The sequence below is a fragment of the Nocardia sp. NBC_01503 genome, assembly GCF_036327755.1.
Lineage (GTDB): Bacteria > Actinomycetota > Actinomycetes > Mycobacteriales > Mycobacteriaceae > Nocardia.
Genome location: NZ_CP109596.1, coordinates 3,270,229 through 3,292,615 on the forward strand (window position 1 = coordinate 3,270,229; position 22,387 = coordinate 3,292,615).

24 protein-coding genes are annotated in these 22,387 nt (G+C 66.7%); 18 read left to right on the forward strand and 6 right to left on the reverse strand.

What is annotated here, in order from left to right; genetic code table 11:
• On the reverse strand, positions 1-483 hold the full coding sequence (locus OHB26_RS14850) for a carboxymuconolactone decarboxylase family protein (protein WP_330184748.1): 483 nt from the start codon (positions 481-483) through the stop codon (positions 1-3).
• 150 nt (positions 484-633) lie between these two features.
• Between OHB26_RS14850 and OHB26_RS14855 the strand changes: the two genes are divergently transcribed.
• On the forward strand, positions 634-1,254 hold the full coding sequence (locus tag OHB26_RS14855) for a GTP cyclohydrolase II (RefSeq protein WP_330184749.1): 621 nt from the start codon (positions 634-636) through the stop codon (positions 1,252-1,254).
• Positions 1,255-1,302: 48 nt separating this feature from the next.
• Here OHB26_RS14855 and OHB26_RS14860 read toward each other — a convergent pair whose 3' ends face one another.
• A complete protein-coding gene (locus OHB26_RS14860; RefSeq protein WP_330184750.1) occupies positions 1,303-1,752 on the reverse strand; it encodes a MerR family transcriptional regulator in 450 nt (149 codons plus the stop codon).
• A 152-nt stretch (positions 1,753-1,904) separates the two neighbouring features.
• Here OHB26_RS14860 and OHB26_RS14865 point away from each other — a divergent pair, with 152 nt between their 5' ends.
• Positions 1,905-2,105, forward strand: coding sequence for a hypothetical protein (locus OHB26_RS14865; RefSeq protein ID WP_330184751.1), 201 nt, complete (start codon positions 1,905-1,907; stop codon positions 2,103-2,105).
• A gap of 19 nt (positions 2,106-2,124) precedes the next feature.
• On the opposite strand, the gene OHB26_RS14870 is transcribed toward OHB26_RS14865, so the two are convergent.
• Complete coding sequence (locus OHB26_RS14870) at positions 2,125-2,616, reverse strand: SixA phosphatase family protein (protein WP_330184752.1); 492 nt, start codon at positions 2,614-2,616, stop codon at positions 2,125-2,127.
• A gap of 226 nt (positions 2,617-2,842) precedes the next feature.
• On the opposite strand from OHB26_RS14870, the gene OHB26_RS14875 reads away from it, so the two are divergent.
• Positions 2,843-4,513, forward strand: a complete 1,671-nt coding sequence (locus OHB26_RS14875; RefSeq protein ID WP_330184753.1) for an FAD-dependent oxidoreductase — start codon at positions 2,843-2,845, stop codon at positions 4,511-4,513.
• Between the two features lie 72 nt (positions 4,514-4,585).
• On the opposite strand, the gene OHB26_RS14880 is transcribed toward OHB26_RS14875, so the two are convergent.
• Complete coding sequence (locus OHB26_RS14880; protein WP_330184754.1) at positions 4,586-5,350, reverse strand: hypothetical protein; 765 nt, start codon at positions 5,348-5,350, stop codon at positions 4,586-4,588.
• Between the two features lie 127 nt (positions 5,351-5,477).
• A complete protein-coding gene (locus tag OHB26_RS14885; protein WP_330184755.1) occupies positions 5,478-6,254 on the reverse strand; it encodes an acyl-[acyl-carrier-protein] thioesterase in 777 nt (258 codons plus the stop codon).
• Between the two features lie 204 nt (positions 6,255-6,458).
• Between OHB26_RS14885 and OHB26_RS14890 the strand changes: the two genes are divergently transcribed.
• From OHB26_RS14890 to OHB26_RS14935, 10 genes are all read left to right on the forward strand, one after another.
• Positions 6,459-7,940 carry a serine/threonine-protein kinase gene (locus OHB26_RS14890; protein WP_330184756.1) on the forward strand — a complete coding sequence of 494 codons (1,482 nt, stop codon included), beginning with the start codon at positions 6,459-6,461 and terminating at the stop codon, positions 7,938-7,940.
• Positions 7,941-8,027: 87 nt separating this feature from the next.
• On the forward strand, positions 8,028-9,671 hold the full coding sequence (locus OHB26_RS14895; protein WP_330184757.1) for a serine/threonine-protein kinase: 1,644 nt from the start codon (positions 8,028-8,030) through the stop codon (positions 9,669-9,671).
• Positions 9,672-9,767: 96 nt separating this feature from the next.
• Entirely contained in the window at positions 9,768-10,742 is a 975-nt protein-coding gene (locus OHB26_RS14900) for an NADPH:quinone oxidoreductase family protein (protein WP_330184758.1), read from the forward strand.
• Positions 10,743-10,771: 29 nt separating this feature from the next.
• The gene (locus OHB26_RS14905; RefSeq protein ID WP_330184759.1) at positions 10,772-11,884 is read left to right on the forward strand and encodes a winged helix DNA-binding domain-containing protein; all 1,113 of its coding nucleotides are present in this window, start codon (positions 10,772-10,774) and stop codon (positions 11,882-11,884) included.
• 265 nt (positions 11,885-12,149) lie between these two features.
• Positions 12,150-13,493 (forward strand): amidohydrolase family protein, encoded by a 1,344-nt coding sequence (locus OHB26_RS14910; protein WP_330184760.1) that lies wholly within the window; start codon positions 12,150-12,152, stop codon positions 13,491-13,493.
• Positions 13,494-13,598: 105 nt separating this feature from the next.
• Positions 13,599-14,396, forward strand: coding sequence for an ABC transporter ATP-binding protein (locus OHB26_RS14915; RefSeq protein WP_442943014.1), 798 nt, complete (start codon positions 13,599-13,601; stop codon positions 14,394-14,396).
• The gene (locus OHB26_RS14920) at positions 14,396-15,232 is read left to right on the forward strand and encodes an ABC transporter permease (protein ID WP_442942947.1); all 837 of its coding nucleotides are present in this window, start codon (positions 14,396-14,398) and stop codon (positions 15,230-15,232) included. Before OHB26_RS14915 ends, OHB26_RS14920 begins: the two co-directional genes overlap by 1 nt.
• 25 nt (positions 15,233-15,257) lie before the next feature.
• Positions 15,258-16,421, forward strand: a complete 1,164-nt coding sequence (locus OHB26_RS14925; protein WP_330184761.1) for a nitrate ABC transporter substrate-binding protein — start codon at positions 15,258-15,260, stop codon at positions 16,419-16,421.
• A 32-nt stretch (positions 16,422-16,453) separates the two neighbouring features.
• Positions 16,454-17,437, forward strand: a complete 984-nt coding sequence (locus OHB26_RS14930) for an isopenicillin N synthase family dioxygenase (protein WP_330184762.1) — start codon at positions 16,454-16,456, stop codon at positions 17,435-17,437.
• Positions 17,438-17,464: 27 nt separating this feature from the next.
• Positions 17,465-18,109, forward strand: coding sequence for a GntR family transcriptional regulator (locus OHB26_RS14935; protein ID WP_330184763.1), 645 nt, complete (start codon positions 17,465-17,467; stop codon positions 18,107-18,109).
• A gap of 3 nt (positions 18,110-18,112) precedes the next feature.
• Here OHB26_RS14935 and OHB26_RS14940 read toward each other — a convergent pair whose 3' ends face one another.
• Positions 18,113-18,631 (reverse strand): Lrp/AsnC family transcriptional regulator, encoded by a 519-nt coding sequence (locus tag OHB26_RS14940; protein ID WP_330184764.1) that lies wholly within the window; start codon positions 18,629-18,631, stop codon positions 18,113-18,115.
• 136 nt (positions 18,632-18,767) lie between these two features.
• Between OHB26_RS14940 and hppD the strand changes: the two genes are divergently transcribed.
• From hppD to rpsG, 5 genes are all read left to right on the forward strand, one after another.
• On the forward strand, positions 18,768-19,949 hold the full coding sequence (gene hppD / locus OHB26_RS14945) for a 4-hydroxyphenylpyruvate dioxygenase (RefSeq protein ID WP_330184765.1): 1,182 nt from the start codon (positions 18,768-18,770) through the stop codon (positions 19,947-19,949).
• Between the two features lie 231 nt (positions 19,950-20,180).
• Complete coding sequence (locus OHB26_RS14950; protein WP_330184766.1) at positions 20,181-20,687, forward strand: DUF3558 domain-containing protein; 507 nt, start codon at positions 20,181-20,183, stop codon at positions 20,685-20,687.
• A 14-nt stretch (positions 20,688-20,701) separates the two neighbouring features.
• Positions 20,702-21,259 (forward strand): DUF3558 domain-containing protein, encoded by a 558-nt coding sequence (locus tag OHB26_RS14955; RefSeq protein WP_330184767.1) that lies wholly within the window; start codon positions 20,702-20,704, stop codon positions 21,257-21,259.
• 280 nt (positions 21,260-21,539) lie between these two features.
• Positions 21,540-21,914: a 30S ribosomal protein S12 gene (gene rpsL / locus OHB26_RS14960; RefSeq protein ID WP_019049359.1), complete on the forward strand. Its 375-nt coding sequence runs from the start codon at positions 21,540-21,542 to the stop codon at positions 21,912-21,914.
• 1 nt (position 21,915) lies between these two features.
• On the forward strand, positions 21,916-22,386 hold the full coding sequence (gene rpsG, locus OHB26_RS14965) for a 30S ribosomal protein S7 (protein WP_030525248.1): 471 nt from the start codon (positions 21,916-21,918) through the stop codon (positions 22,384-22,386).
• The last annotated feature ends 1 nt before the right edge of the window (position 22,387 follow it).

The window sequence follows — 22,387 nt, forward strand, 5'->3', positions numbered from 1 at the left end:
TCAGTTCCCCTTCCGCACCCGCACCGGATGTCCGCTCATGATCGAGACGCGATTGAATGCGCCGATGGTGGTCGCGGCCCAGATGAGAACGGACATCTGGTCATCCGACAAGTGTTGCCGCGCAGCAGCATACTCACGCTCTACACGGTGTTCGTCCGGTAGCGCGGTGACGGTTTCGGCGATGCGGAGCGCGGCCCGCTCCTGCTCGGAGTACAGGTGTGGACTGCGCTGCCAGGCGTCCAGCACGGCCAGTTGCTGTGCGCTCACCCCGGCCTCTCCGGCTGCCCGGACGTGGATGTCCAGGCAGTAGGCGCAGCCATTGAGCTGGGAGACCCGCACATTCACCAACTCCATCACCGCCCGCCCCAGATCGACTGCGGCCGCGGCGGTTCGGACCGCGGCGGCCACACTGTTGAGCGCGTGAAAGACCTCTGGTGTCTGCTTGTCTATCCAGACACGGTCATGGGATACGAGCGACTGCATAGTGGAGGCATAGTAAGCCGCGAAGTTGAAACCTGCCCTCCGGTTCACCGCGGGCGGCGTGTTTTCTGAATCGAACCGTGTTCGGAATATCGGGTGCGCTGCCGGGGTTGGCAACCGAGCAGTATGTCGATCACGAACCTCGGAGCGGCCATGAGCTCAACAGCGAGCGCCGGTGCGCGTATCCGCACCCGCGTGCGGATACCGCTGACCTTCGCCGACGGTTACGCCACCACCGCCGCGGCCGTCACCTTCGACGGCCTGACCGACGGGCGCGAACACGTCGCACTGGTGCTCGGCGAGCCCGGCGGCACCCCACTGGTGCGACTGCATTCGGAGTGTTTGACCGGTGATGTGTTCGGCTCGGCCCGCTGTGACTGCGGGCCGCAATTGCGCGAGGCCGTCCAGTTGATCAGCGAGGCCGGCGGCGTCCTGCTCTACCTGCGCCAGGAGGGCCGCGATATCGGCCTCTACAACAAACTCGACGCCTACGCGCTACAGGACGGCGGCCTGGACACCTATCAGGCCAATGCCGCGCTCGGACTGCCCGAGGACGCCCGCGATTACACCGCCGCCGCGCAGATGCTCACCGCGCTCGGCGTCGCCGAGTTGGATCTGCTCACCAACAACCCCGAAAAGGCGCGCCAGTTGACCGAACTCGGCGTTCGGGTGCACAGCACCGTGCCGACCGGCGTGCACGCCACCCCCGATAATCTGCGCTACCTGCGCGCCAAGGTCGAGCACACCGGTCACACCATCAGCCTCGCGGGCTGAGCGGACTGCGCGGGCGATCCGGCAGGGCGTGCGAAAGCGATTGCGGCGCTACGGTTTCACCACCGTGCGCCAGTCCGTGGCGTTCGGATTGCCTTCGTAGTGCGCGATCTTGCAGTCCAGGACGGCGATGGTCTGCTCGAGTTCCTTGATCTGCGCGAGCGCCTCCTCGCGGGTGCGATGGAACATCTCCAGGCGTTCGGGGTAGGTGTGGTCCCCGGCGCGCACGAGTTCGGCGTAGCGCACCATATCGGCCACGGACATGCCGGTGCGGCGCAGTTTTCCGATCAGGCTCAGCCAGTCCAGGTCGCGATCGCAGAATCGCCGCTGCCCGGCATGATCGCGGCCGACGGAGTTGAGCAGGCCGATGCGTTCGTACCAGCGCAGCGTGTCCCGGGTGAGCCCGCTGCGCTCGGAAACCTCACCGATCGAATACCGCGGCTGGTCGTAATCGGCGCCCTGTCGCCCGGGCTGCTGTACGGGTGCCACTGCTGTGCCCATCGGCTCGCCTTTCTGTGCGGAGATACCGCCGACGCTAGCTACCTGGAGTGCACTCCAAGCAAGCCCATTCTGCCGAAAATCGCTCCGACGTGCCGGGTGCGAGGTTCGCTCGAGCCGGGACTCGGTGGCCGCACGCGCCTACTCTGGGTGGCATGGCAAAAGAGATTGATCGGAATCGGGCGCGGTCGGCGCTGGAGACCGTGAAGGAACAGCCGGTCATCGCCGCTATCGCGGCGCTGCCGGTGCTGGTGGTCTTCGGCGTGGTGTGGGCGCTGGCCGGGTTCTTCCCCGCGCTGCTGCTCCTACTCGTGGTCGGCGGCGTCGTGGTCTGGCGGGGCAAGCTGCTGGGCTGAGCCCCGAAGGGCCGGGGTCCTACCGCGGTACGTGGAAGGTGACGAGTTCACCTGTACCCGGATCGATCTCCGCCCACGGTCGATCGAACTCCAGGACGGCCAGCGCCGAGGTGGGGAATTTCGCGCTGAGCTCGTCCGCCGCCGCCGAATCTCGATTGGCGGCCAATTCCCATGCGGTCCAAGGCATTCCGGGGGAGTGGCCGATCATCAGCAGGGTCTGCGTCGATTCGCCCGCCAGGCGCGCCAATTCGATGAGCGCGTGCGGTGACGCCTCGTACATGGACTTCTCGTACGACACCGGTGCGGTGATACCGGTCGCGGCGAGCGTTTCACGGGTCCGGGTCGCGGTCGAGCAGAGCACCGCGTCGATGGGCGGCTGGGTATCGCGCAGCCAGTCCCCGGCGAGCCCGGCCTCGCGCAGCCCGCGCGGCGCGAGCGGTCGTTCATGGTCCGCCACGCCGTCCGGGTAGCCGGATTTGCCGTGGCGCATCAAGATGAGAGTCCGAGCCATGTGCACTACGTTATGCTGCACCGCTCCACCTGCCGAGACTGGTCTCACATCAAGCGATCCCGCTCCCGGCAGGAGACCCGCCTCACACTCGAGGCACACTGAAAGGTGCTGCCACACCTGCGTGCTGTGAGGTGCCGGAGCGCCGATATATTAGAACGTGTTCTACCGCCCTGCTCGAACCCCGAGCGGAGTAGCACCACGCGACTGTTTCGAGGATCTGCGAGATATGGCCTATGTGATCACGCAGCGTTGTTGCAACGACGCCAGCTGCGTACCCGAGTGTCCGGTCGATTGCATTCGTCCCACCCCAGAGCAACGCGAGTTCTCCACGACCGAGCAGCTCTACATCGACCCGGATACCTGCATCGACTGCGGTGCGTGTGTCGATGCCTGCCCGGTCGACGCGATCTTCTCCGAGGACGATCTGCTCGCATCGCTGGCGCGGTTCAAGGACATCAATGCCGCGTACTTCGTCCGGCATCCGCTCGAATCCAATTTCGAGCCGCTGGTACCGCCCACCCGCGCGCCCAAGGAGCTCGGCACGCTACGCGTCGCCATCGTCGGCGCGGGCCCGGCGGCCTGCTATGCCGCCGAGGAGCTACTGCGCCGCGCCGATGTGGAGGTGGAGCTGTTCGATCGGCTGCCCACCCCCTACGGCCTGGTGCGCGCGGGTGTAGCCCCGGATCATCCGGGCACCAAATCGGTATCGAGCCTGTTCGAATCGGCGTTCCGCCGCGACGCGCTGCAGTACCGGCTCAATGTCGAGGTGGGCAAGCACATCTCGCATGAGGAGCTGCTCGCGCACCACCACGCGGTGCTCTACGCGCACGGTGCGTCGACCGACCGCAAGCTCGAGGTTCCCGGCGAGGACCTGCCCGGCAGTATCTCCGCCACCGAGTTCGTGGCCTGGTACAACGGGCATCCGGACTTCGCGGACCGCGAATTCGACCTCTCGGGTGAGCGGGCCGTCATCGTCGGCAACGGCAATGTGGCCCTGGATGTGGCGCGCGTGCTGACCGTCGATCCCGATGAGCTGGCCAAGACCGATATCGCCGATCACGCCCTGGACGCGCTGCGCCGCAGCAATATCCAGGAGGTGGTGGTACTCGGCCGTCGCGGTCCGCTGCAGGCGGCGTACACCTCCTCGGAGTTCCTGGCGCTCGGCCATCTGAAGGGTGTCGACGTCATCATCGATCCGGCCGAGCTGGAGCTCGATCCGGCCAGCCGGGCCGAGCTGGACGATCCGGAGGTGGAGCCCTCGCTCGCGCTCAAGTACACCCTCGCCAAGGAGTACGCGGCCACCGCGCCGAAGCCGGGCAATAAGCGCATCGTCTTCCGCTACCTGGTCTCGCCGACCGCCCTCACCGGTGACGGCAAGGTCGAGACGGTCGAGTACGTGCATAACGAACTCGTCCAGGAGAACGGTCACACCGCCGCCCGCGCCTCGGACCGTACCGGCAGCCTGGATGCCTCCCTGGTGCTGCGCTCCATCGGCTACCGCGGTCAGCCCATCGCCGATATCCCGTTCGACCAGAACCGGGGCGTGGTGCCGAACGCGGCCGGTCGGGTCGTGGACGTCAACGGCGATCCGGTGCAGGGCGTATACGTCTCGGGCTGGATCAAGCGCGGCCCGCGCGGCGTGATCGGCTCCAACCGGGTCGATTCGCAGGAGACCGTCGATCACCTGATCGAGGACTTCACCAATGGCAAACTCGCTGCCCCGCAGGCGGATCGGGCCGCGCTCGACGCGCTGCTCACCGAGCGCCAGCCCGATATGGTCGGCCGCGACGGCTGGAAGGCCATCGATCAGGCCGAGCGCACCGCGGGTAAGGCGGCGGGCCGTCCCCGGGTGAAGTTCACCAGCCTCGAGGATCTGCTCAAGGCCGCCAAGGGCTGAGCCCTCCGGCATGAACAACGACGTGTGGCCCACCCGATTCGGGTGGGCCACACTCGTTTTCGCAGGTCGTGATTACTGTGCGAGCAGGTTGATCAGTAGCCCGTCCTTGGCGCATATGGACGGCACCTGGGCATCGGGCTGGGCATTGCAGCTCCAGCCGTCGATGGTGGCGACATCGGTATCGCTGACCGCTCGCACGTACTGCGTCGCGACATTGATGGCCTCGGTGCAGCCGACGCGACCGGCCGGGGTGCCCACCGCGATGACGGTGCGGGTGCCGCCGCCCGCATCGGTGACGGTGCCGCAGTTGGCATTGTCGACCGGGACCGTGGTGGTGGTCGGCGGCGCGGTCGTGGTGGGCGGGGTCGGCGGATTCGGGGCGGCCGTACCACGCAGGCCGATCAGGAAACCGTCCTTGAAGCAGATGTGCGGAACGGTGTTGTCCGGCTGCGGTTCACAGGTCCAGCCGTCGACCTGCGCGGCATCACCACTTCGCGTGGCGTTCACGTAGTCGCTGGCGACCGTGACGGCCTCGGTGCAGCCCGGGATACCGGCCTGATTCGAGTACGCGATCACATTCGCCGAACCGCCATTGGCCCCGGTGATCGGCCCGCAGTCGACATCGGCGGGCGTGGGCGCCGGCGGGATCGGCGGCCGGGTCGGATTGGGGGACAGGGTCGGTGGCGCGGTCTGGCCCGAGGCGGTGGCCGTCGAAGTGGTCGGCTTGGCGGTGGCGGCGGTGCTGCTCTTCGCCGAGTCCGAGGAGCCGCCGCAGGCGGCCAGTCCGGCGATCAGCAGCGGCGTGACGGCGAGCAGCGCATAACTGGCGGGTTTCATCCGGGCGATCTCCTGTTCTCGATCACCTCGGGGCGATCGGCCTGTGCAGAGTGTGCCAGGCAAACATTCAGCGATCGCGATTTGTGAGGGGAATGTCCGGCGAACAAGCGATTTCGCGCCGCGCCACTCACTCCGTGGGGAGCGGTCCGATCCGCACCGTCGTGGTGGTGATGCCGCCGACCACGAACCACAGCCGCAGCACCGGATGCCCGGTCCGGTCACCCGGCTCGTACCGGCTGCGCACACTCACGTGCTGGCGCGCCAGCACCGGTGCGATGTACTCGATGACCGCCCGGTGCGGTCCCGCCACCAGCTTGGGATAATCCACCAGGTACTGCTCCACGGCCTGCCAGTACGCGGCATTGTTCACATGGTTGTACTGGTCGATATCGGTGGCACGCACCGGATATGTCAGATCGGTGTCCGACTCCGGGGGCGTGTGATCGGTGAGCATGGGCCGCCAGCGCAGCCGGTGCTCACTGGTGGTGCGGGCGAGTTCGGCCAGGCCCTCATCGCTGATGCGGGTCGGCATATTGGTGAACTCGTTGATATTGATCCAGAAGCCCTCGGTCTCGATGAGACCGCCGTTCGCACTGGTGATCCGCACCCGCATATTCGTCCACCGGGTCGACATGGCCGAACACCAGCGGGTCAACTCCACCCGCTCGGGCCAGTGGATCGGCCGGACCACGTCCACGATCGTGCGCCGCACGATCCAGGCCGGGTCGGTGCGGTGGAAGAACCCGGAATGCATTTCCTCCCAGGCAATATCCTGCAAATAGCGGGCTACGGCGTCGAACCGTAGTCGCTGATAGGGATCCACGTCGCCAGCCCGGACAGGCCACGCCGAGGCGAAGCCCATGCCCTCCTCGGGAAGCGGGGCGAGTGGCTGATCGACTGACACTTTGGTGCTCCTCGCGCTGCACGGTGTGCCGCGTTTCGTGCGGTGCTTGCTGTGACATGACTTTACGGGGCGTGCGTCACACACTCGCGTCGAGTCGCCTCATACTCCTATCAGTCGGGACCGACTTCTGCCGGGGACATGACAGGGAAGGGTGTGGCCCGTAACCTTTTCCCGTTGCAAGACAGCACCATGGGAGGGTCGCGGGTGGCCAACGGGGACAGGGCCGGTTCGCGGTTCGGACAGTACGAATTGCGGCGATTACTCGGCGTCGGCGGTATGGGGGAGGTCTACGAGGCCTACGACACCGTCCGCGATCGAACGATCGCGTTGAAGCTGCTCGATATCGAACTCGCCAAATCCTCCACCTATGTGGAGCGCTTTCGCCGCGAATCCCGCACCGCGGCTCGGCTGCAGGAACCCCATGTCATTCCGGTGCACGACTGGGGTGAGGTGGACGGTGTCCTGTATATCGATATGCGCCTGGTCAACGGCTGCGATCTGCGCGAGCATCTGGCCGGGCGCGGTCCGTTGGAGCCGCGCCAGGCGGTCGAGGTGGTGGAGCAGGTCGCCGCCGCCCTCGACGCCGCGCATCAGATCGGACTGGTGCACCGCGATGTCAAACCCGCCAATATTCTGCTGACCGGCGAATTATTCGCCTATCTGGTCGATTTCGGTATCGCGCACATCGAATCCGACGCCCAGCTGACCAGTATGGGCAGCGCCATCGGATCATTCGGATATATGGCGCCCGAACGCTTCGAGCACAGTACGGCGGTCGCCCCGAGCGCGGATGTGTACGCACTGGCCTGCGTGCTGTACGAAAGTCTCACCGGCAGGCCGCCTTTTCAGGCCGACAACAATCTCTCCACCATTCGCGCGCACATGATGACCGCACCGCCGCGCCCCAGCTCCCGACCCGGCATACCGGTCGGTTTCGACGAGGTGGTCGCGGTCGGCATGGCCAAGGATCCGGGGCGGCGATACCCCTCGGCGAGTCAGCTCGCCCGCGCCGCCAGGGCGGCCCTGGCACCGGTGCGCCAGGCCCAGCCGACCCGTGCCACCGTGCCCGCGACCGAAACGACGATGGTCGTCCGGCAGTCCTTTCCGGCCGATCGCCGATCGGGACCCGTTCGGGCCGGACCGACTGCGCGCCGCCCGGTGCCGACCAACCGGCCGCATCCCTCCGCGCCGCTGAAAGTGCCACCGCCGAAACGGTTCTCACTTCCCGTCGTGATCGGCCTGTTCACCGGAGTCGTACTGGTCGGTGCCGTGCTGAGCTGGCGATTGTTGTCCGGCAACGATAATGGTGATGTCATCATCGGGGCCGTGACTCCCACCGCCACCGTGGCCCCACTCGTCGGATCTGTATCCGGCACGGATGAACAGGGCTTTCTCGATGCGCCCCGGTGCAATACGAACGTTCCGGCTCTGGTGATCGGCCGGACAGCCGCGTCCCGCGTGCTGATCTGCTACACCTCCACCGATCGTGTCTTCTACAAGGGTTTCCGGATCAGTGACGGCGCGGTCAAGATCATCGAGAATCCGCTGCCCGACGGCTCCGGTGGCTACACCGCGACCAACCTCTCCGACGGCACCCAATACCGCATCACCGCCCAGGCGCTGACCATCGTCAAGGACGGCAATGTGCTCGGTGATGAGCAGATGATCGAGTACGCGCACCGCTGACCCGATCCTTCGAGGGTCATGACAGGCGGGCTCGCGCGCCGTAGCCTTTTCCGTGGGGCAGGACTCACACAGGGGAGGCGGCGCGACGTGGCCGCAGGAGACAGGGCCGGTCAACGGTTCGGACAGTACGAGTTGCGACGTCTGCTCGGCGTCGGCGGGATGGGCGAGGTCTACGAGGCCTACGACACCATCCGCGATCGCACCGTGGCGATCAAGCTCCTGGATGTGGAGCTGGCCAAATCGCCCACCTATGTGGAGCGGTTCCGGCGTGAATCCCATACCGCCGCACGGCTGCAGGAACCGCATGTCATTCCGGTGCACGACTGGGGTGAGGTGGACGGGGTGCTGTTCATCGATATGCGCCTGGTGGTCGGGCGGGATCTGAAGGGCTACCTCGCGGCCGAGGGGCCGATGCCGCCGCAGCACGCGGTCGGCGTGGTCGAACAGGTCGCCGCCGCCCTCGACGCGGCACATCGGATCGGCCTGGTGCACCGCGATATCAAGCCAGCGAACATTCTGCTCACCGGCGAGCTCTTCGCCTACCTGGTGGATTTCGGGATCGCGCACGCGGAATCGGACGCGCAGTTGACCAGTATGGGCAGCGCTATCGGATCGTTCGCGTATATGGCGCCCGAACGATTCGAGCACGACAATGCACTCTCGGCGAGCGCGGATATCTACGCCCTGGGCTGTGTGCTGTACGAAAGCCTCACCGGCGAAATACCTTTCAAGACCGACAGCAATCTCTCCACCATCCGCGCCCATATGATGGCCCCGCCGCCCCGGCCGAGCGCGCGCACCGGTGTGCCCGCCAGCTTCGACCGGATCATCGCGACCGCCATGGCCAAGGACCCGGCTCGCCGCTACGCCTCCGCCGGGCAGCTCGCCCGCGCCGCGCGCGTGGCACTACTGCACGCCGACAGCCAGGTCACCCGCGCCTCGGTCGGGCCGACCATGGTGGCGCCTCCCGCAGTGCAATCCTTTCCGCCTCGAAGCTCGCAGGCGTCCGGTCCGGTCGGCTATGGCGAGCATCCGTCGGGTCCGGTCGGGTACGGCGAGCGTCGGTCCGGGCAGGTCGACTATCAGGCGTCGCAGCCGACGCGGTACGGCATTCCGGCCACTCCGCCGCGCGAACATCCGTCCGCCCCACTGCCTTTGCCGTCGGCGCGAGACCGCGGCACCCTACCGATGGTGGTCGGCGCGCTCATCGCGGTGGTGCTCATGCTCGGCGGCATCCTGGCCTGGCTGCTGTTGTCCGGCAACGACAATGGCGGTACCGCGAGTGGCCCCGGTGCGCCCGGCACGGTCACCACGAGCAATCCCGGCACCGTGAACACCACCCGGCCCGGTCCGACCACCCAGCCGGGCAATCCCGCCACCACACCGGCCACACCCGCCTTCATCGGATCCGTATCCGGAACGGACGCACAGGGTTTCGCGGGCAATCCGCGCTGCAAAGCGGATAATCCCGCCTACGCCATCGGCCGCACCGCCGCCTCCCGCGTGCTGATCTGCCGCACCGGGGTCGGCCGCTACTACTACATGGGTGCTCGCAACAGTGACGGCGCGGGTATCGAACTCGATGATCCCGTGCCCGACGGCTCCGGCGGATTCAGCGTCACCAACCCCGGAGACGGCACCCGGTACACGGTCACCGCCGCGGCACTGACCATCGTGAGCGGCGGGAAAGTCGTCGCCAATGAGGCCATGATCGAATACGCGCACCGCTGACCGCCGCAATCGTTCGGCACGCCAACGGTGACACGCCGCCTGCGCATGGGTTACGTTCGGCGGAGTATCCAATGCTGGGTTGATCGGAGTGATGGCATGCGTGCAGCCGTGGTGAGCAAGCTGGAAGGCCCCGAGAGCATCGAGGTGCTCGATATGCCGGAGCCCGCGGCTTACCCCGGCGGGGTGGTCATCGAGGTGCACGCGGCCGGAATCGCCTTCCCGGATGTCCTCATGACCCGCGGGTTGTACCAGATGAAGCCGCCGCTGCCGTACATCGTCGGCTGCGAGGTGGCGGGCATTGTCCGTGCGGCCCCCGCGGATTCGCACGTACAGGCCGGTGACCGGGTGGTCGCGCTGACCCTGCTCGGCAATGCCGCCGCCGAACTCGCGGTCACGCCCGCCGAAATGGTGTTCAAACTGCCCGACAATGTCTCCCTGGAGGCCGGTGCGGGTGTGCTCTTCAACGATCTGACCGTGCACTTCTGCCTGACCAAGCGCGGCCGTCTGGCACCCGGTGAGACCGTACTGGTGCACGGCGCGGCCGGTGGAATCGGCACCTCCACCCTGCGCATGGCCAAGGCACTCGGCGCGGGTCGCGTCATCGCCGTGGTGAGCACCGAGGAGAAGGCCGAGGTGGCCCGTGCCAACGGCGCCACCGATGTGGTGCTCACCGATGGCTGGCTCGCCGCGGTCAAAGAGATCACCGGTGGTCGTGGCGTCGATATCGTGCTCGACCCCGTCGGCGGCGACCGCTTCACCGACAGCATTCGCTCGCTCGCCTCGGCGGGCCGGGTGCTGGTCGTCGGGTTCACCGCGGGCGATATCCCGACGGTGAAGGTGAACCGCCTGCTGCTCAAGAATGTCGAGGTGATCGGCGCGGCCTGGGGCGAGTGGGTGATGTCGCACCCGGGCTACCTGCAGGAGCAGTGGGCGCAGGTCGCGCCGCTGCTCGCCAATGGCGATATCGCCCCGCCGGAGCCGGTGCTGTACAGCCTGGCGCACACCGCGGAGGCGGTCTCGGCGCTGGACAAGCGCACCGCCACCGGCAAGGTCGTCGTCACCCTCCGCTGAGTCGGGACATCCCGTAGCGTGGGCGAATTGTGAAGCTCTCCAATCAGGTTCTGAACCGTACGCTGCTGGCGCGCCAGCACCTGCTCGAGCGCTCCACGCTCGGCGTGCCGCAGCTGTGCGATCACCTGATCGGATTGCAGGCGCAGGACATGCTGCCGCCGTTCCTCGCATTGTGGAGCCGCACAGTCGATTTCGACCAGGCTTCGGTGTCGGCGGCGCTGGACGACCGGTCGCTGGTGCGAATCACACTGATGCGCGGCACCATTCACCTCGTCACCCCGCCGGACGCGCTGCGCATCGCACCGCATATCCAGCCGGAGCTCGAAAAGATCCCGTTCCGTAAGGGATTCAACTACGGAGCCATGGTCGGCCTCGACCCGGACGAGGTGCGCGCACACGGGGAGAAGGTGCTCGGCGACGAACCCATGTCCGCCGCCGAGCTGCGCGCCCGGGCCGTCGAGCTCTACCCCGACCGCGATCCCGGTGCGGTACTGCAGACCTGGCTCTACCAGCTCCCCGTACTGCAAACTCCGCCGCGCGGCCGCTGGCGGGACAGCAGCCGCCCGGTGTGGTCCCGAGTCGAGCCCTGGCTGGGCGCACCCCTGGACCACGGCTACCCCCTCGAGGAGCTGCTGCTGCGCTATCTGCGCGCCTTCGGCCCGGCCACCACCATGGATATGCAGACCTGGTCCAAGCTCACCGGTATGAAGACCGCCGTCGCCAAGCTCGGCGACCGGGTCCGCACCTATACCGACGACCGCGGCCGCACTCTCTACGACGCCGCCGATGCCGAACTGGCCGATCCGGATCTCCCGGCCCCGGTCCGCCTGCTCGGCTGGTACGACAATGTGCTGCTCTCCCACCAGGACCGCAGCCGGATCATCCCGGACGGCGCGGCCCCGCCACTGCGGGCATTCGCCAACCAGGTCTCTCCGGTCCTGGTGGACGGCTACCTCTCCGGGATCTACAAGATCTTCGCCACGGGCGACACCGCCCGTCTTCGCATCAGCCCGCGGCGCGACTGGACCAAGGCCGAGCGGGCCGCCGTCGAATCCGAGGCCCGGGCCCTGTTGAACTTCACCGAACCCGATCGCACGCCTTCCGTGGAGATCCTGTCCATAGGCGCGGACCCCAAGCCCTGAAGCCACTTCGGCGCGGCTCTCTCGGCGTAACCCTTTCTGCGCGGCACTCTCGACGCGCCCCCTCGTCATCCCGGCCAAAAGTATGCCGGGGATGGCGGGGGCAGGTACTGGATGCAGTCGGATCTGTGGATCGGTCCGGCAGGGTTAACTCGCATGCAACATGGCGTGGTTAGGCTCGGTCCACGGCGTTCATGGCTGCAACGGACGCATGTGCACCGCCTGGAAGGGGTGGGCGAACCAGCCGCGTTTCCCGGAGGAATGCCGCATGGTGCCCGCTACAGCCCTGTCCACAGTCATCGGTGATGTCACCGTCTACGCCGCCACCGCGGAAGGCCCGCAATGGGTTTCGGGGCAGGACGTGGTGGTCGAGGATGGCCGAATCATCGCGATCGGACCCGGTGCGGCCGATCCCGCGCGCGACAGTCCGCGCGTGGACGGCAGCGGCGGCCACCTCATTCCCGGCTTCGTCAATACGCACACGCATTTGCAGCAGTCGATTCTGCGCGGGGCGGGGGAGGGGCTGCCGCTGCTCGAATGGTTGCACTGCGTAGGCGAATTCACGGTGGCGGCGACACCCGAGCAGACCTATCTCGCGGCGCTCGCGGGTGGTCTCGAGCTGCTGCGCAGCGGTGTGACCACGGTGGTCGAACATATGTGGCCGAGCCCCTCGGAGCAGGTGCCCGCCGCGGCGCTGCGGGCCTTGCGCGAGTTGGGGATTCGGGTCGTCTTCGGCCGCGGTATCGCCGATCGTGCCGACCCGAGTCGCAAGTGGGGGATGGATCCCCGTCTGGTGCAGCCGCTTTCGGAGGTCTTCGCGCATATCGACCAGCTGGACAAGGAGCTCGCGGGCTCGCGGATCAGCACCGCCCTGGCCGTACCGAACCCGCGCTGCCTCACCCCCGAGGGTATGGCGGCCGTGCGCGAGTACGCCGACGCGACGGGGAAGACCATCTCCATCCATCTGCTGGAGACCGGCACCGATGAAGACATGTGCCGACTGCATGCGGCCTGCTCGGCGGTCGACTACCTCGATGCCGGTGGCCTGCTCGGCGAGCGCACCCTCGCGGTGCACTGCGTCCGACTCGACGAGTACGGCCGCTCGGTCTTCGCCGAACGCGGAGTCTCGGTGTCCTACAACCCGTTGAGCAATATGCGACTCGGCAGCGGTGTGGCCCCGATCCCCGAAATGCTCGCCGCCGGAGTGGGTGTCGGCCTGGGCGTGGACGGTGCGGCCTCCAACGACACCCAGGACATGCTGCTGGCCCTGCGCATGGGCGCGTATCTGCAACGCGCACACCACAGGCGGGCCGATCTGCTCGGCTTCCACGACATGATGCGCCTGGCCACCCGTGGCGCGGCACGCGCATTGGGCGATCCCGCAACGCATTCCGGTCTGGCCGTCGGTGACCGCGCCGACCTCACCCTCATCCGCTTCGACCGCGATTTCGCCTGCCTGCCCGCGCGTGATCCCGGCGCCGTGCTGCTCACCACCGCCTCGCCCCGGGTGGTGGACACGGTGTGGGTGGACGGTGAGCCGGTGATCCGCGACGGCCGCAGCACGCGGGTCGACGAACGCGAGCTGGTCCGGAAGCTGGTCGGAATGCAATGACAGTTAATGAACTGGAAACAGGCATGCGATTGCATGTAATTCATATCGACAACACTGATCTCACGCACGAAGTGCACGCAATACAAGTGAGAGAAGGTGAGTGTGGTGGTCCTCCACGACACGGTGCGCGACCCGGCCGGGACAACGGCGACCGACCTGCCCGATACGGAGATCTCGTTCAGCGGTATCGGAAAGCGCTACGCGGACACCGGCTCCAATGCGGTCGTCGCCCTCACCGATATCGACCTGGCGGTACGGCGCGGTGAATTCGTCGCTGTCGTAGGGCCCTCCGGCTGCGGCAAGTCCACCCTGCTCCGCCTGGCCGCCGGACTGGAGCCACCGACCTCGGGAAGCATTGCGGTGCAGACCGATTCGGTGGGCTTCATCTTCCAGGAGGCCACCCTGCTGCCCTGGCGCAAGGTGCGGCGCAATGTCGAGCTCAGCGCCGAACTGCGCGGTATCGACCGCACCGCCCGGCGCGAACGCGCGACCCGCGCCCTCGCCGCCGTAGGGCTCGCCGACTTCGCGGGCAAACTCCCCGGTCAACTCTCCGGCGGTATGCGCATGCGGGTCTCGCTGGCCCGGGCGCTCACCCTGGAACCCGAGCTCATGTTGCTGGACGAACCCTTCGGAGCCCTGGACGAGATCACCCGGCTGAGCATGCAGGAGGAGCTGCTGCGGCTCTACCGCGACAATGCCTTCACCGCCCTGTTCATCACCCATTCGGTCTCGGAGGCGGTCTTCCTGGCGGGCCGCGTGGTGGTCATGTCCGCCCGCCCCGGCCGCGTACACGAGGTCATCGATATCGATCTGCCGTATCCGCGCGATCGTGAACTGCGCTTCGAGCCCGCCTTCACCGAACTGGTATCGCGGGTCTCCCGGTCCCTGAAGGAGGCTTCGTAATGGTCGGTCTCGCCGTCTCCGCCCCGACGTTCAGCCACCCCGCCCGGCACCTTCCCTATCGCCTGCTGCGCAAAGCCATGGTGCCGCTGGTCTGTACGGGTCTGGCGCTGGCCGCCTGGTACACGGTTTCGCTGGTGCTGCTGGCCCCGGATCGTCGCTTCCTGCTGCCGCCGCCGCACCGGGTATTCGCCGAATCCCTCTCCAACCCGGCGAAATTGGAGGTGATGCTGCGCGCGCTGGCCGTGACCGCCCGGGTGGCCGTCACCGGTCTGTTCTGCGCCGCCCTGATCGGCGTCGCCATTGGCGTGCTGATGAGTCAGGCCAAGGTCGTCGAACGCGTGGTCTACCCCTATGCCGTTGTATTGCAGGCGATTCCGGTCCTGGCGGTGGTTCCGCTCATCGGCCTCTGGTTCGGTTACGGCCTCACCGCCCGCACCATGGTCTGCGTCCTGATCGCGGTACATCCGATCATCGCCATGACGCTCTTCGGTATTCAATCGGTGGACAAGAATCTGCGCGAACTCTTCACGCTGGGCCGCGCGAATCGTTTGCGCCGCTTGATATCGCTGGAGCTTCCCGCCGCACTGCCGTCGATCATGGCCAGTCTGCGCACCGCCGCCGGACTCTCGGTGACCGGCGCGGTCATCGGTGACATGTTCTTCGCCAAGGGCCAGCCCGGAATCGGGACCCTGCTCGACACCTATCGCTCCCGACTGCAATCGGAGGATCTGCTCGCGGCCCTGCTGCTGGCCGCTCTCTTCGGTGTCGCCGTCTTCGCCCTCTTCACCGCCGCCCAGCGCCTCACCGTCGGCCGCTGGCACGCGTCCGGCCGCTGAATCATCAACACCCTGTGGAGAACTCATGCACAACTCCCTGCGCGGGCTGAGCCTGGCCGCCCTCGCGACCGTCGTGGTCGCCACCGGCTCCGCCTGCTCCAGCTCCGAAACCGACTCCGCGGCAGTACAACTCCCCGCCGCACCCGTCGAACAGCAACTCGCCGGATCCTGCCCGGCCACCGTGGTCGTGCAGTTGCAGTGGGAGCCCGAGACCGACTCCGGTCCGATCTTCGGCCTGCTCGGGCCGGGCTATCACGTCGACTCCGATAACAACGAGGTCACCGGCCCGCTGGTGGTCGACGGTAAGGACACCGGCGTCAAGCTGGAGATCCGGGCGGGCGGACCGGCCATCGGCTTCCAGACCGTGCCCTCGCAGATGTACGTCGACTCCTCGATCACCCTGGGGCTCACGCACTCTGAGCACGCCATCGCCGCCGCCGATAAACAGCCCATTGTCGCGGTCACCACGCTGCTGAAGGGCAGCCCGCAGATGCTCATGTGGGATCCCAAGACCCATCCGGACTGGCACGGTATCGCCGATATCGGCAAAGCCGGTGCGCCCGTGGTGGTTTCCCAAGGGCAGCTGTACCCCGACTGGCTCGTGGCCCGAGGGTTGTTGAACGCCGAGCAGATCGACAACTCCTACGACAACGGCCCGTCCCGCTTCGTCGCCGATCCCTCCTTCGCCCAGCAGGGCTTCGTCAACTCCGAGCCGTACGTCTATGAGCACGAGGTGAAGGCGTGGAACAAGCCGGTCGGCTACCAACTGCTGCGTGATGTCGGCTACGAGGGCTATGCCCGCACCGTGAATGTCCGCAAGGACAAGCTGAACGAACTGCGGCCCTGCCTGCGGAAGCTGGTTCCCATGATCCAAAGGTCCACAGCACAATTCCGCGCCGACCCGAGCCATGTCGATGACGTTGTCGTGGATGTGGTCGCCAAGAGCGCCAACTTCACCCCGTACAGCGCGGGCCAGGCCGCCTTCGGCTCCAAAACCCTCATCGACAGCGGACTCGTCGGCGCCGACACCGACGGTGTGATCGGCAGTTTCGACGAGGCCCGGGTGCAGCGCGTCATCGACGAATTCGCGCCCATTCTGCGCAAGGGCGGTGCGAATGTCCCCGCCGGGCTCAGCACACACGACCTTGTCGACAAGGAGTTCCTCGACACCACCGTCACCGCCGGCTGACCAACGAAATCATCTACCGGACAAGGATTCCCATGAGCAACGACACCGCAGAAGTCGCCCGCGAGAAGCAGATGGGCGGGCTCGGAGCCGAGGCCGTCCGCGATATCGCCATTATCGACCTAGGCGACTTCGACAATCGCCGCGCCGAGATCACCGACCAGCTCTGGACCGCCGCCACCGAGATCGGCTTCTTCCAACTCTCAGGCCACGGTATCCCGCAGGAACAGATGGACGCCGTATTCGCCCTCACCGCGGACTTCTTCGCCCTCCCGGAGCCGGTGAAGGCACAGTACCCGCTGGTCAAAGCCGACAATGCGGGATGGGAGAGCCTGAGTCAGGTGCGCCCCTCCATCGGCGTCCCGGACCAGAAGGAGTCCTACCAGATCACCCGGCCGCATATGACCGGCCGCTGGCCCAGCGAGCGGGAACTCGCCGGATTCACCACCGCCATACTGGATTTCGAATACAGCTGCTGGCAGGTCGCCATGCGGGTGCTGTCCTGCTTCGCCGACCGGCTCGGCCTGCCGCGTGAACACTTCACCGCCGCACACGATCCCGGCTCCGAGCAGTATCAATCCACGCTGCGGCTACTGCACTACTTCGCCGTCCCGCCCGAACTGCGCGATGTCCCGGGCCGCTGGCGGGCGGGCGCGCACACCGATTTCGACTGCCTCACACTGCTTTTCCAGCGCGACGGCCAGGGCGGCCTGCAGGTGTGCCCCGGTAAGGAGATGGCCGAACAGCAGTGGACCTCCATCACCCCGTCCTCCGCGCTCATCACCTGCAATATCGGTGACATGCTCACCCGCTGGAGCGATGACCTGCTGCCCTCGAACTTCCACCGGGTCCGCAGTCCGGGGCGGGACGAATACCAGGGCGATCGCTACAGCATCGCCTACTTCGCCCAGGCCGACCGCGACGCCGTGATCCAGGGCCCGCGAGGCGTCTACCCGCCGGTCACCGCCGCCGACTTCCTCGCCGAGCGCGTGCGCGCCAACTACCGGCCGCAAGGGTAATTTCATCTCGATCAGGAAAGGACCGCCATGACCGAACCGGACAGCGAGCTGCTCGGCCCCTCCGTGCACCGGCAGCTGCGCCAGCTCGTGCTCTCCGGTGAACTGGAACCGGGCGCACCGCTGAGCGTGCTGGCCCTGTCCGCGCGGCTCGGGGTGAGCCGCAGTCCGGTTCGCGAAGCGGTACAGCAGCTCATCTACGAGGGCCTGGCCGTGAATGTCCCGCACGCGGGCGCACGCGTCGCCGTGGTGGACGACGACCAGATCCGTGATGTCCTCGCCGTCCGCTCCGTCCTGGACGGGCTGGCGGCCGCCGGGGCCGCCACCCGGGTCACCGAATTCGACCTCGGCAAACTCACCGCCATGCTCTCCGCCCAGGACGACAACCTGCGCGACAATGCCGATCCGGCCCGGGACACCGTCCTGGACCTGGAGTTCCACACCTTCATCCGGGAACGCTCGGGCAACCGCACCCTCGCCGACGAACTATCCCGCCTCGAGGCCCAGGCCCACCTCTACCGCGGCGACCTCTGGACCCACCCCCGTAACCGCCGCACCGCGCTGCGCGAACACCGTCGCATCCTCGAAGCCCTCGAATCCGGGCATCCGGGAGACGCCCGCGCGGCAGCCGAGGCACACGTCTGCGGGCTGATCACCCGAATGGATCGGTTGTAGCGCTCAGCGCGAATTGCGGTATGCCGGAGCTTTACTCGATCCGGCGGGCGTCAAGGTCCGCAGCAGTGGCAGGGTGCGTTGCGGCACGACCGTCGACAGCACGATCACACTGTGTGACCGCGAGATCGACGCGCTGCGATCGATGCTCAGCAGCACACTCTGCAATCCGGCGTGCGAATCCGCGCCGATCCGGCACAGCACATCACTGGAACCGGTGGTGGCATAGGCCTCGAGGACGCCGGGAATCGCCTCCAGATCGGTGGCGACCGCTTCCAGCGCACCCTGGGCTATCTCCAGCGTGACGAACGCCTGCACATCGAATCCCGCTGCCGTGACATCGATTTGGGGATCATAGGAGGCGATCACACCCGCCTCCTCCATGCGCGCGATTCGGGACTGCACCGTCGCGCGCGCGACTCGGGTGCGCCGCGACAGCTCCAGAATCCCAGCCTTCTGGTACTCGTGCATGGCGGTCAGGATGGCCAGGTCAAGTTCGTCCAGCTTGGCGGGCGTGCGTGCCATTGCGGGACCTCCGCTCCGGGTGATGAGGTATTCAAATTGTCCAGCACCAGCACGGAAATGGTGGCGTAATTCACCAGGGTGTCTACGAGAACGCACCGATATTGCTCAGCTGATCGCACGACGATTTCCTGGACACATGAGCATCGAGGTTGCTGGACAAGAGACCGAGGATCTCCGCCGACTGGTCGGACTGATCGATCACGACGCCACCGCCGACCCCTTCCCCGTCCTGGGCTGGGACGCCCTGGTCTGGACCGTCGGCAATGCCACCCAGACCGCCCACTTCCTGGAATCCGCCTTCGGAATGCGCCTGGAGGCGTACTCCGGCCCCGAGACCGGCAACCGCGATCACAAGGCCTTCGTACTGCGCAGCGGCGGCGCGCGTTTCGTGGTGCGCGGTGCGGTCGATCCCGGCAGTTCCCTGATCGCCCACCACGATCGGCACGGCGACGGCGTCACCGATATCGCCCTCGAGGTTCCGGATGTGGACCGCTGCATCGCATGGGCCCGCACGCACGGCGCCACCGTCCTGGTCGAACCGCACGATGAGACAGACGATTTCGGCACCGTCCGCTCCGCCGCCATCGCCACCTACGGCGAAACCCGGCACTCGCTCATCGACCGCTCCCGCTACGACGGCCCCTACCTGCCCGGATACATCACCCGCCGTTCACGATTCGAGCCGCGCCCGGGTGCGCCCAAGCGCGTCTTCCAGGCCATCGACCATGTGGTCGGCAATGTGGAGCTCGGGCAGATGGACGAATGGGTCGAGTTCTACCGCCGCGTCATGGGTTTCGAGAATATGGCCGAATTCGTCGGCGACGATATCGCCACCGAATACTCCGCGCTCATGAGCAAGGTGGTCGCCAATGGCAATCACCGCGTCAAGTTCCCGCTCAACGAACCCGCGGTGAGCCGCAAGAAGTCTCAGATCGACGAGTACCTGGAGTTCTATCGCGGCCCCGGCGTCCAGCACATCGCCCTGGCCACCGGCGATATCCTCACCGCCGTCGACACACTGCGCCGCGAGGGCGTCGAATTCCTCGACACCCCCGACACCTATTACGAGGACGCCGAACTCCGCACTCGCATCGGCCACGTCCGGGTTCCGGTCGCGGAGTTGCAGAGTCGCGGCATCCTGGTCGACCGCGATGAGGACGGCTATCTGCTGCAGATCTTCTGCAAGCCCATCACCGACCGCCCCACCGTCTTCTTCGAACTCATCGAACGGCACGGTTCGCTCGGCTTCGGCAAGGGCAATTTCAAGGCGCTGTTCCAGGCCATCGAACGCGAACAGGAGGCCCGCGGCAACCTCTGATCCGCCAGCCGGAAACCTCTGTGTGGCACGTTCTCCCACGTGACTGCCGCCACCGCCACCGCACCGCCCCCTTCCGGTACCGTCCAGAGCATGTACGCAGATGGTTCGCGGCCGTCTCGATTCTGGACTGACGGAGCGGGGGAGCGCAGCGGAGGAGCGGAGGAGGGAAGAATCGAGACCTCAGGGCCGCGAACCCGCCCCGGAGCGGGGCGCAGGGGCAAGATAGGCATTGTGTTGAGCCTCGCGCTGCTGCTGTCGGCCTGTGGGGGAAGTAGTGATTCGGACACCCCGAGCGGACCTCTGCGCCCACCCCCGAAGGTGGCGACGCTGGGTCCGTTCGTGGGCGAATGCGGCCACCTCACCGACGACGAAGTGCGCGATCTCGGCGGGTTGGGCTCGGTCTCCACGGTCTTCAAGAACGCGGTCGGGTGCAATTGGCAGGCCGCCGGAATGACCTCGGCCAGCGTCACTTTCGCCTCCTATCGGGGCAGCCCCATCGACCGCGAGAAGGCGTGGGTGGCCAGCGTCGGCCGTAATCCGCAGACCATCGATGTCGGCGGTAAGAAGGGCTTCCAGGCACTGGACCCGCGCGGCAGCGTCTGCGATCTCGCGGTGCAGTTGGACGACGACTTCTTCGAATGGTCCATGTCCTACGGCGTCTTCGGTGCGGGCAATCTGGGCAATCCCTGCGACCGCACCCACAAGATGGCCGAACTGACCGTGCAGCGTCTCGGATGAGGGGGAGTACGGGGATGCGGCGAACTCGGGGTGCGGTGCTGCTCGCGGCACTCGCGCTCAGCACCGCGGTCGCCGGTTGCGGCAATACCGTGCCCGGCACCGCCCTGCCCGCCGGCGGCACCACCACCGACAACGGCGGCAAGATCAATACCAACTTCGACAAGCTGCTGCGCGAATGCGAGGTCGTCTCCGCCGACGACATCGGCAAGACCGTCGGTGAGGGCACCTACGCGAGCCCCTCGTTCAACGGCGCGGTCTGTATGTGGGATCTGTCCGGCGGATCATCCGGCAGCGGCATGGTGACCCTCAGCTGGTACGAGGAGGGTTCGCTCGCGAACGAGAAGTCCAATAACGATCGCCTGGGCTATGTGACCAATGACATAACCGTGCAGGGTCGTCGTTCCCTGGAGACCCATCGCCCCAATGACCCGGATTCGTGCGGTGTCAGCGCACCCGCCGCGGACACCGGAATCGTGGGCTGGTGGGTGAACTATCGCGCCGGTTCCAGCCACGGCGATCCGTGCGAAGCGGCCCGCAAGCTGGTGGAGTTGACCCTCAACCTTGCGCGATAACCGCTCTACCAGGCCCGGTTCCCGGACCCCTTTTTGCCCCCTGTAAAGGGTGCGGGTATCGTGGACCGCTGTGCCCGGAAGCATTCGGGCAGGTTTGTGCGCAGTACGTAGGCCAGCGAGAGCGGCTGACCGTTCCAGCGTGCCCGGATTTCGGACACCGCGCTGCGTATGACACGCCCGACCTCGTGGCGAGGAAATGCCACGGGAACTGGGCGAAAAGCTCGAATGACCAAGACATGAAGTTCCAGACACCTGGTTACTAAATAAGGAAAGCCGGTCTATGCCAACCATCAACCAGCTGGTCCGCAAGGGTCGTCGCGACAAGGTCTCCAAGACCAAGACTGCGGCCCTGAAGGGGAGCCCGCAGCGTCGTGGCGTGTGCACCCGCGTGTACACCACGACCCCGAAGAAGCCGAACTCCGCGCTGCGTAAGGTCGCGCGTGTTCGCCTGACCAGCGCGGTCGAGGTCACGGCGTACATCCCCGGCGAGGGCCACAACCTGCAGGAGCACTCGATGGTGCTCGTCCGCGGCGGTCGTGTGAAGGACCTCCCCGGTGTGCGCTACAAGATCATCCGCGGTTCGCTCGATACCCAGGGCGTGAAGAACCGCAAGCAGGCTCGCAGCCGCTACGGCGCCAAGAAGGAGAAGAGCTGATATGCCACGCAAGGGCCCCGCACCCAAGCGTCCGCTGATCAACGACCCGGTCTACGGGTCCCCGCTGGTCACTCAGCTGGTCAACAAGATCCTGCTGGACGGCAAGAAGTCCACCGCCGAGCGCATCGTCTACGGCGCCCTCGAGCAGGCGCGCGAGAAGACCGGCACCGATCCGGTCGTCACCCTCAAGCGCGCGCTGGACAACGTCAAGCCCGCCCTGGAGGTGAAGCCCCGCCGCGTCGGTGGCGCCACCTACCAGGTGCCGGTCGAGGTCCGTCCGGGCCGCTCCAACACCCTGGCGCTGCGCTGGCTGGTCAACTACTCCCGCGCCCGTCGCGAGAAGACCATGATCGAGCGTCTCGCCAATGAGCTCCTCGACGCCAGCAATGGCCTGGGCGCTTCGGTGAAGCGTCGCGAGGACACCCACAAGATGGCCGAGTCGAACCGGGCCTTCGCGCACTACCGCTGGTGAT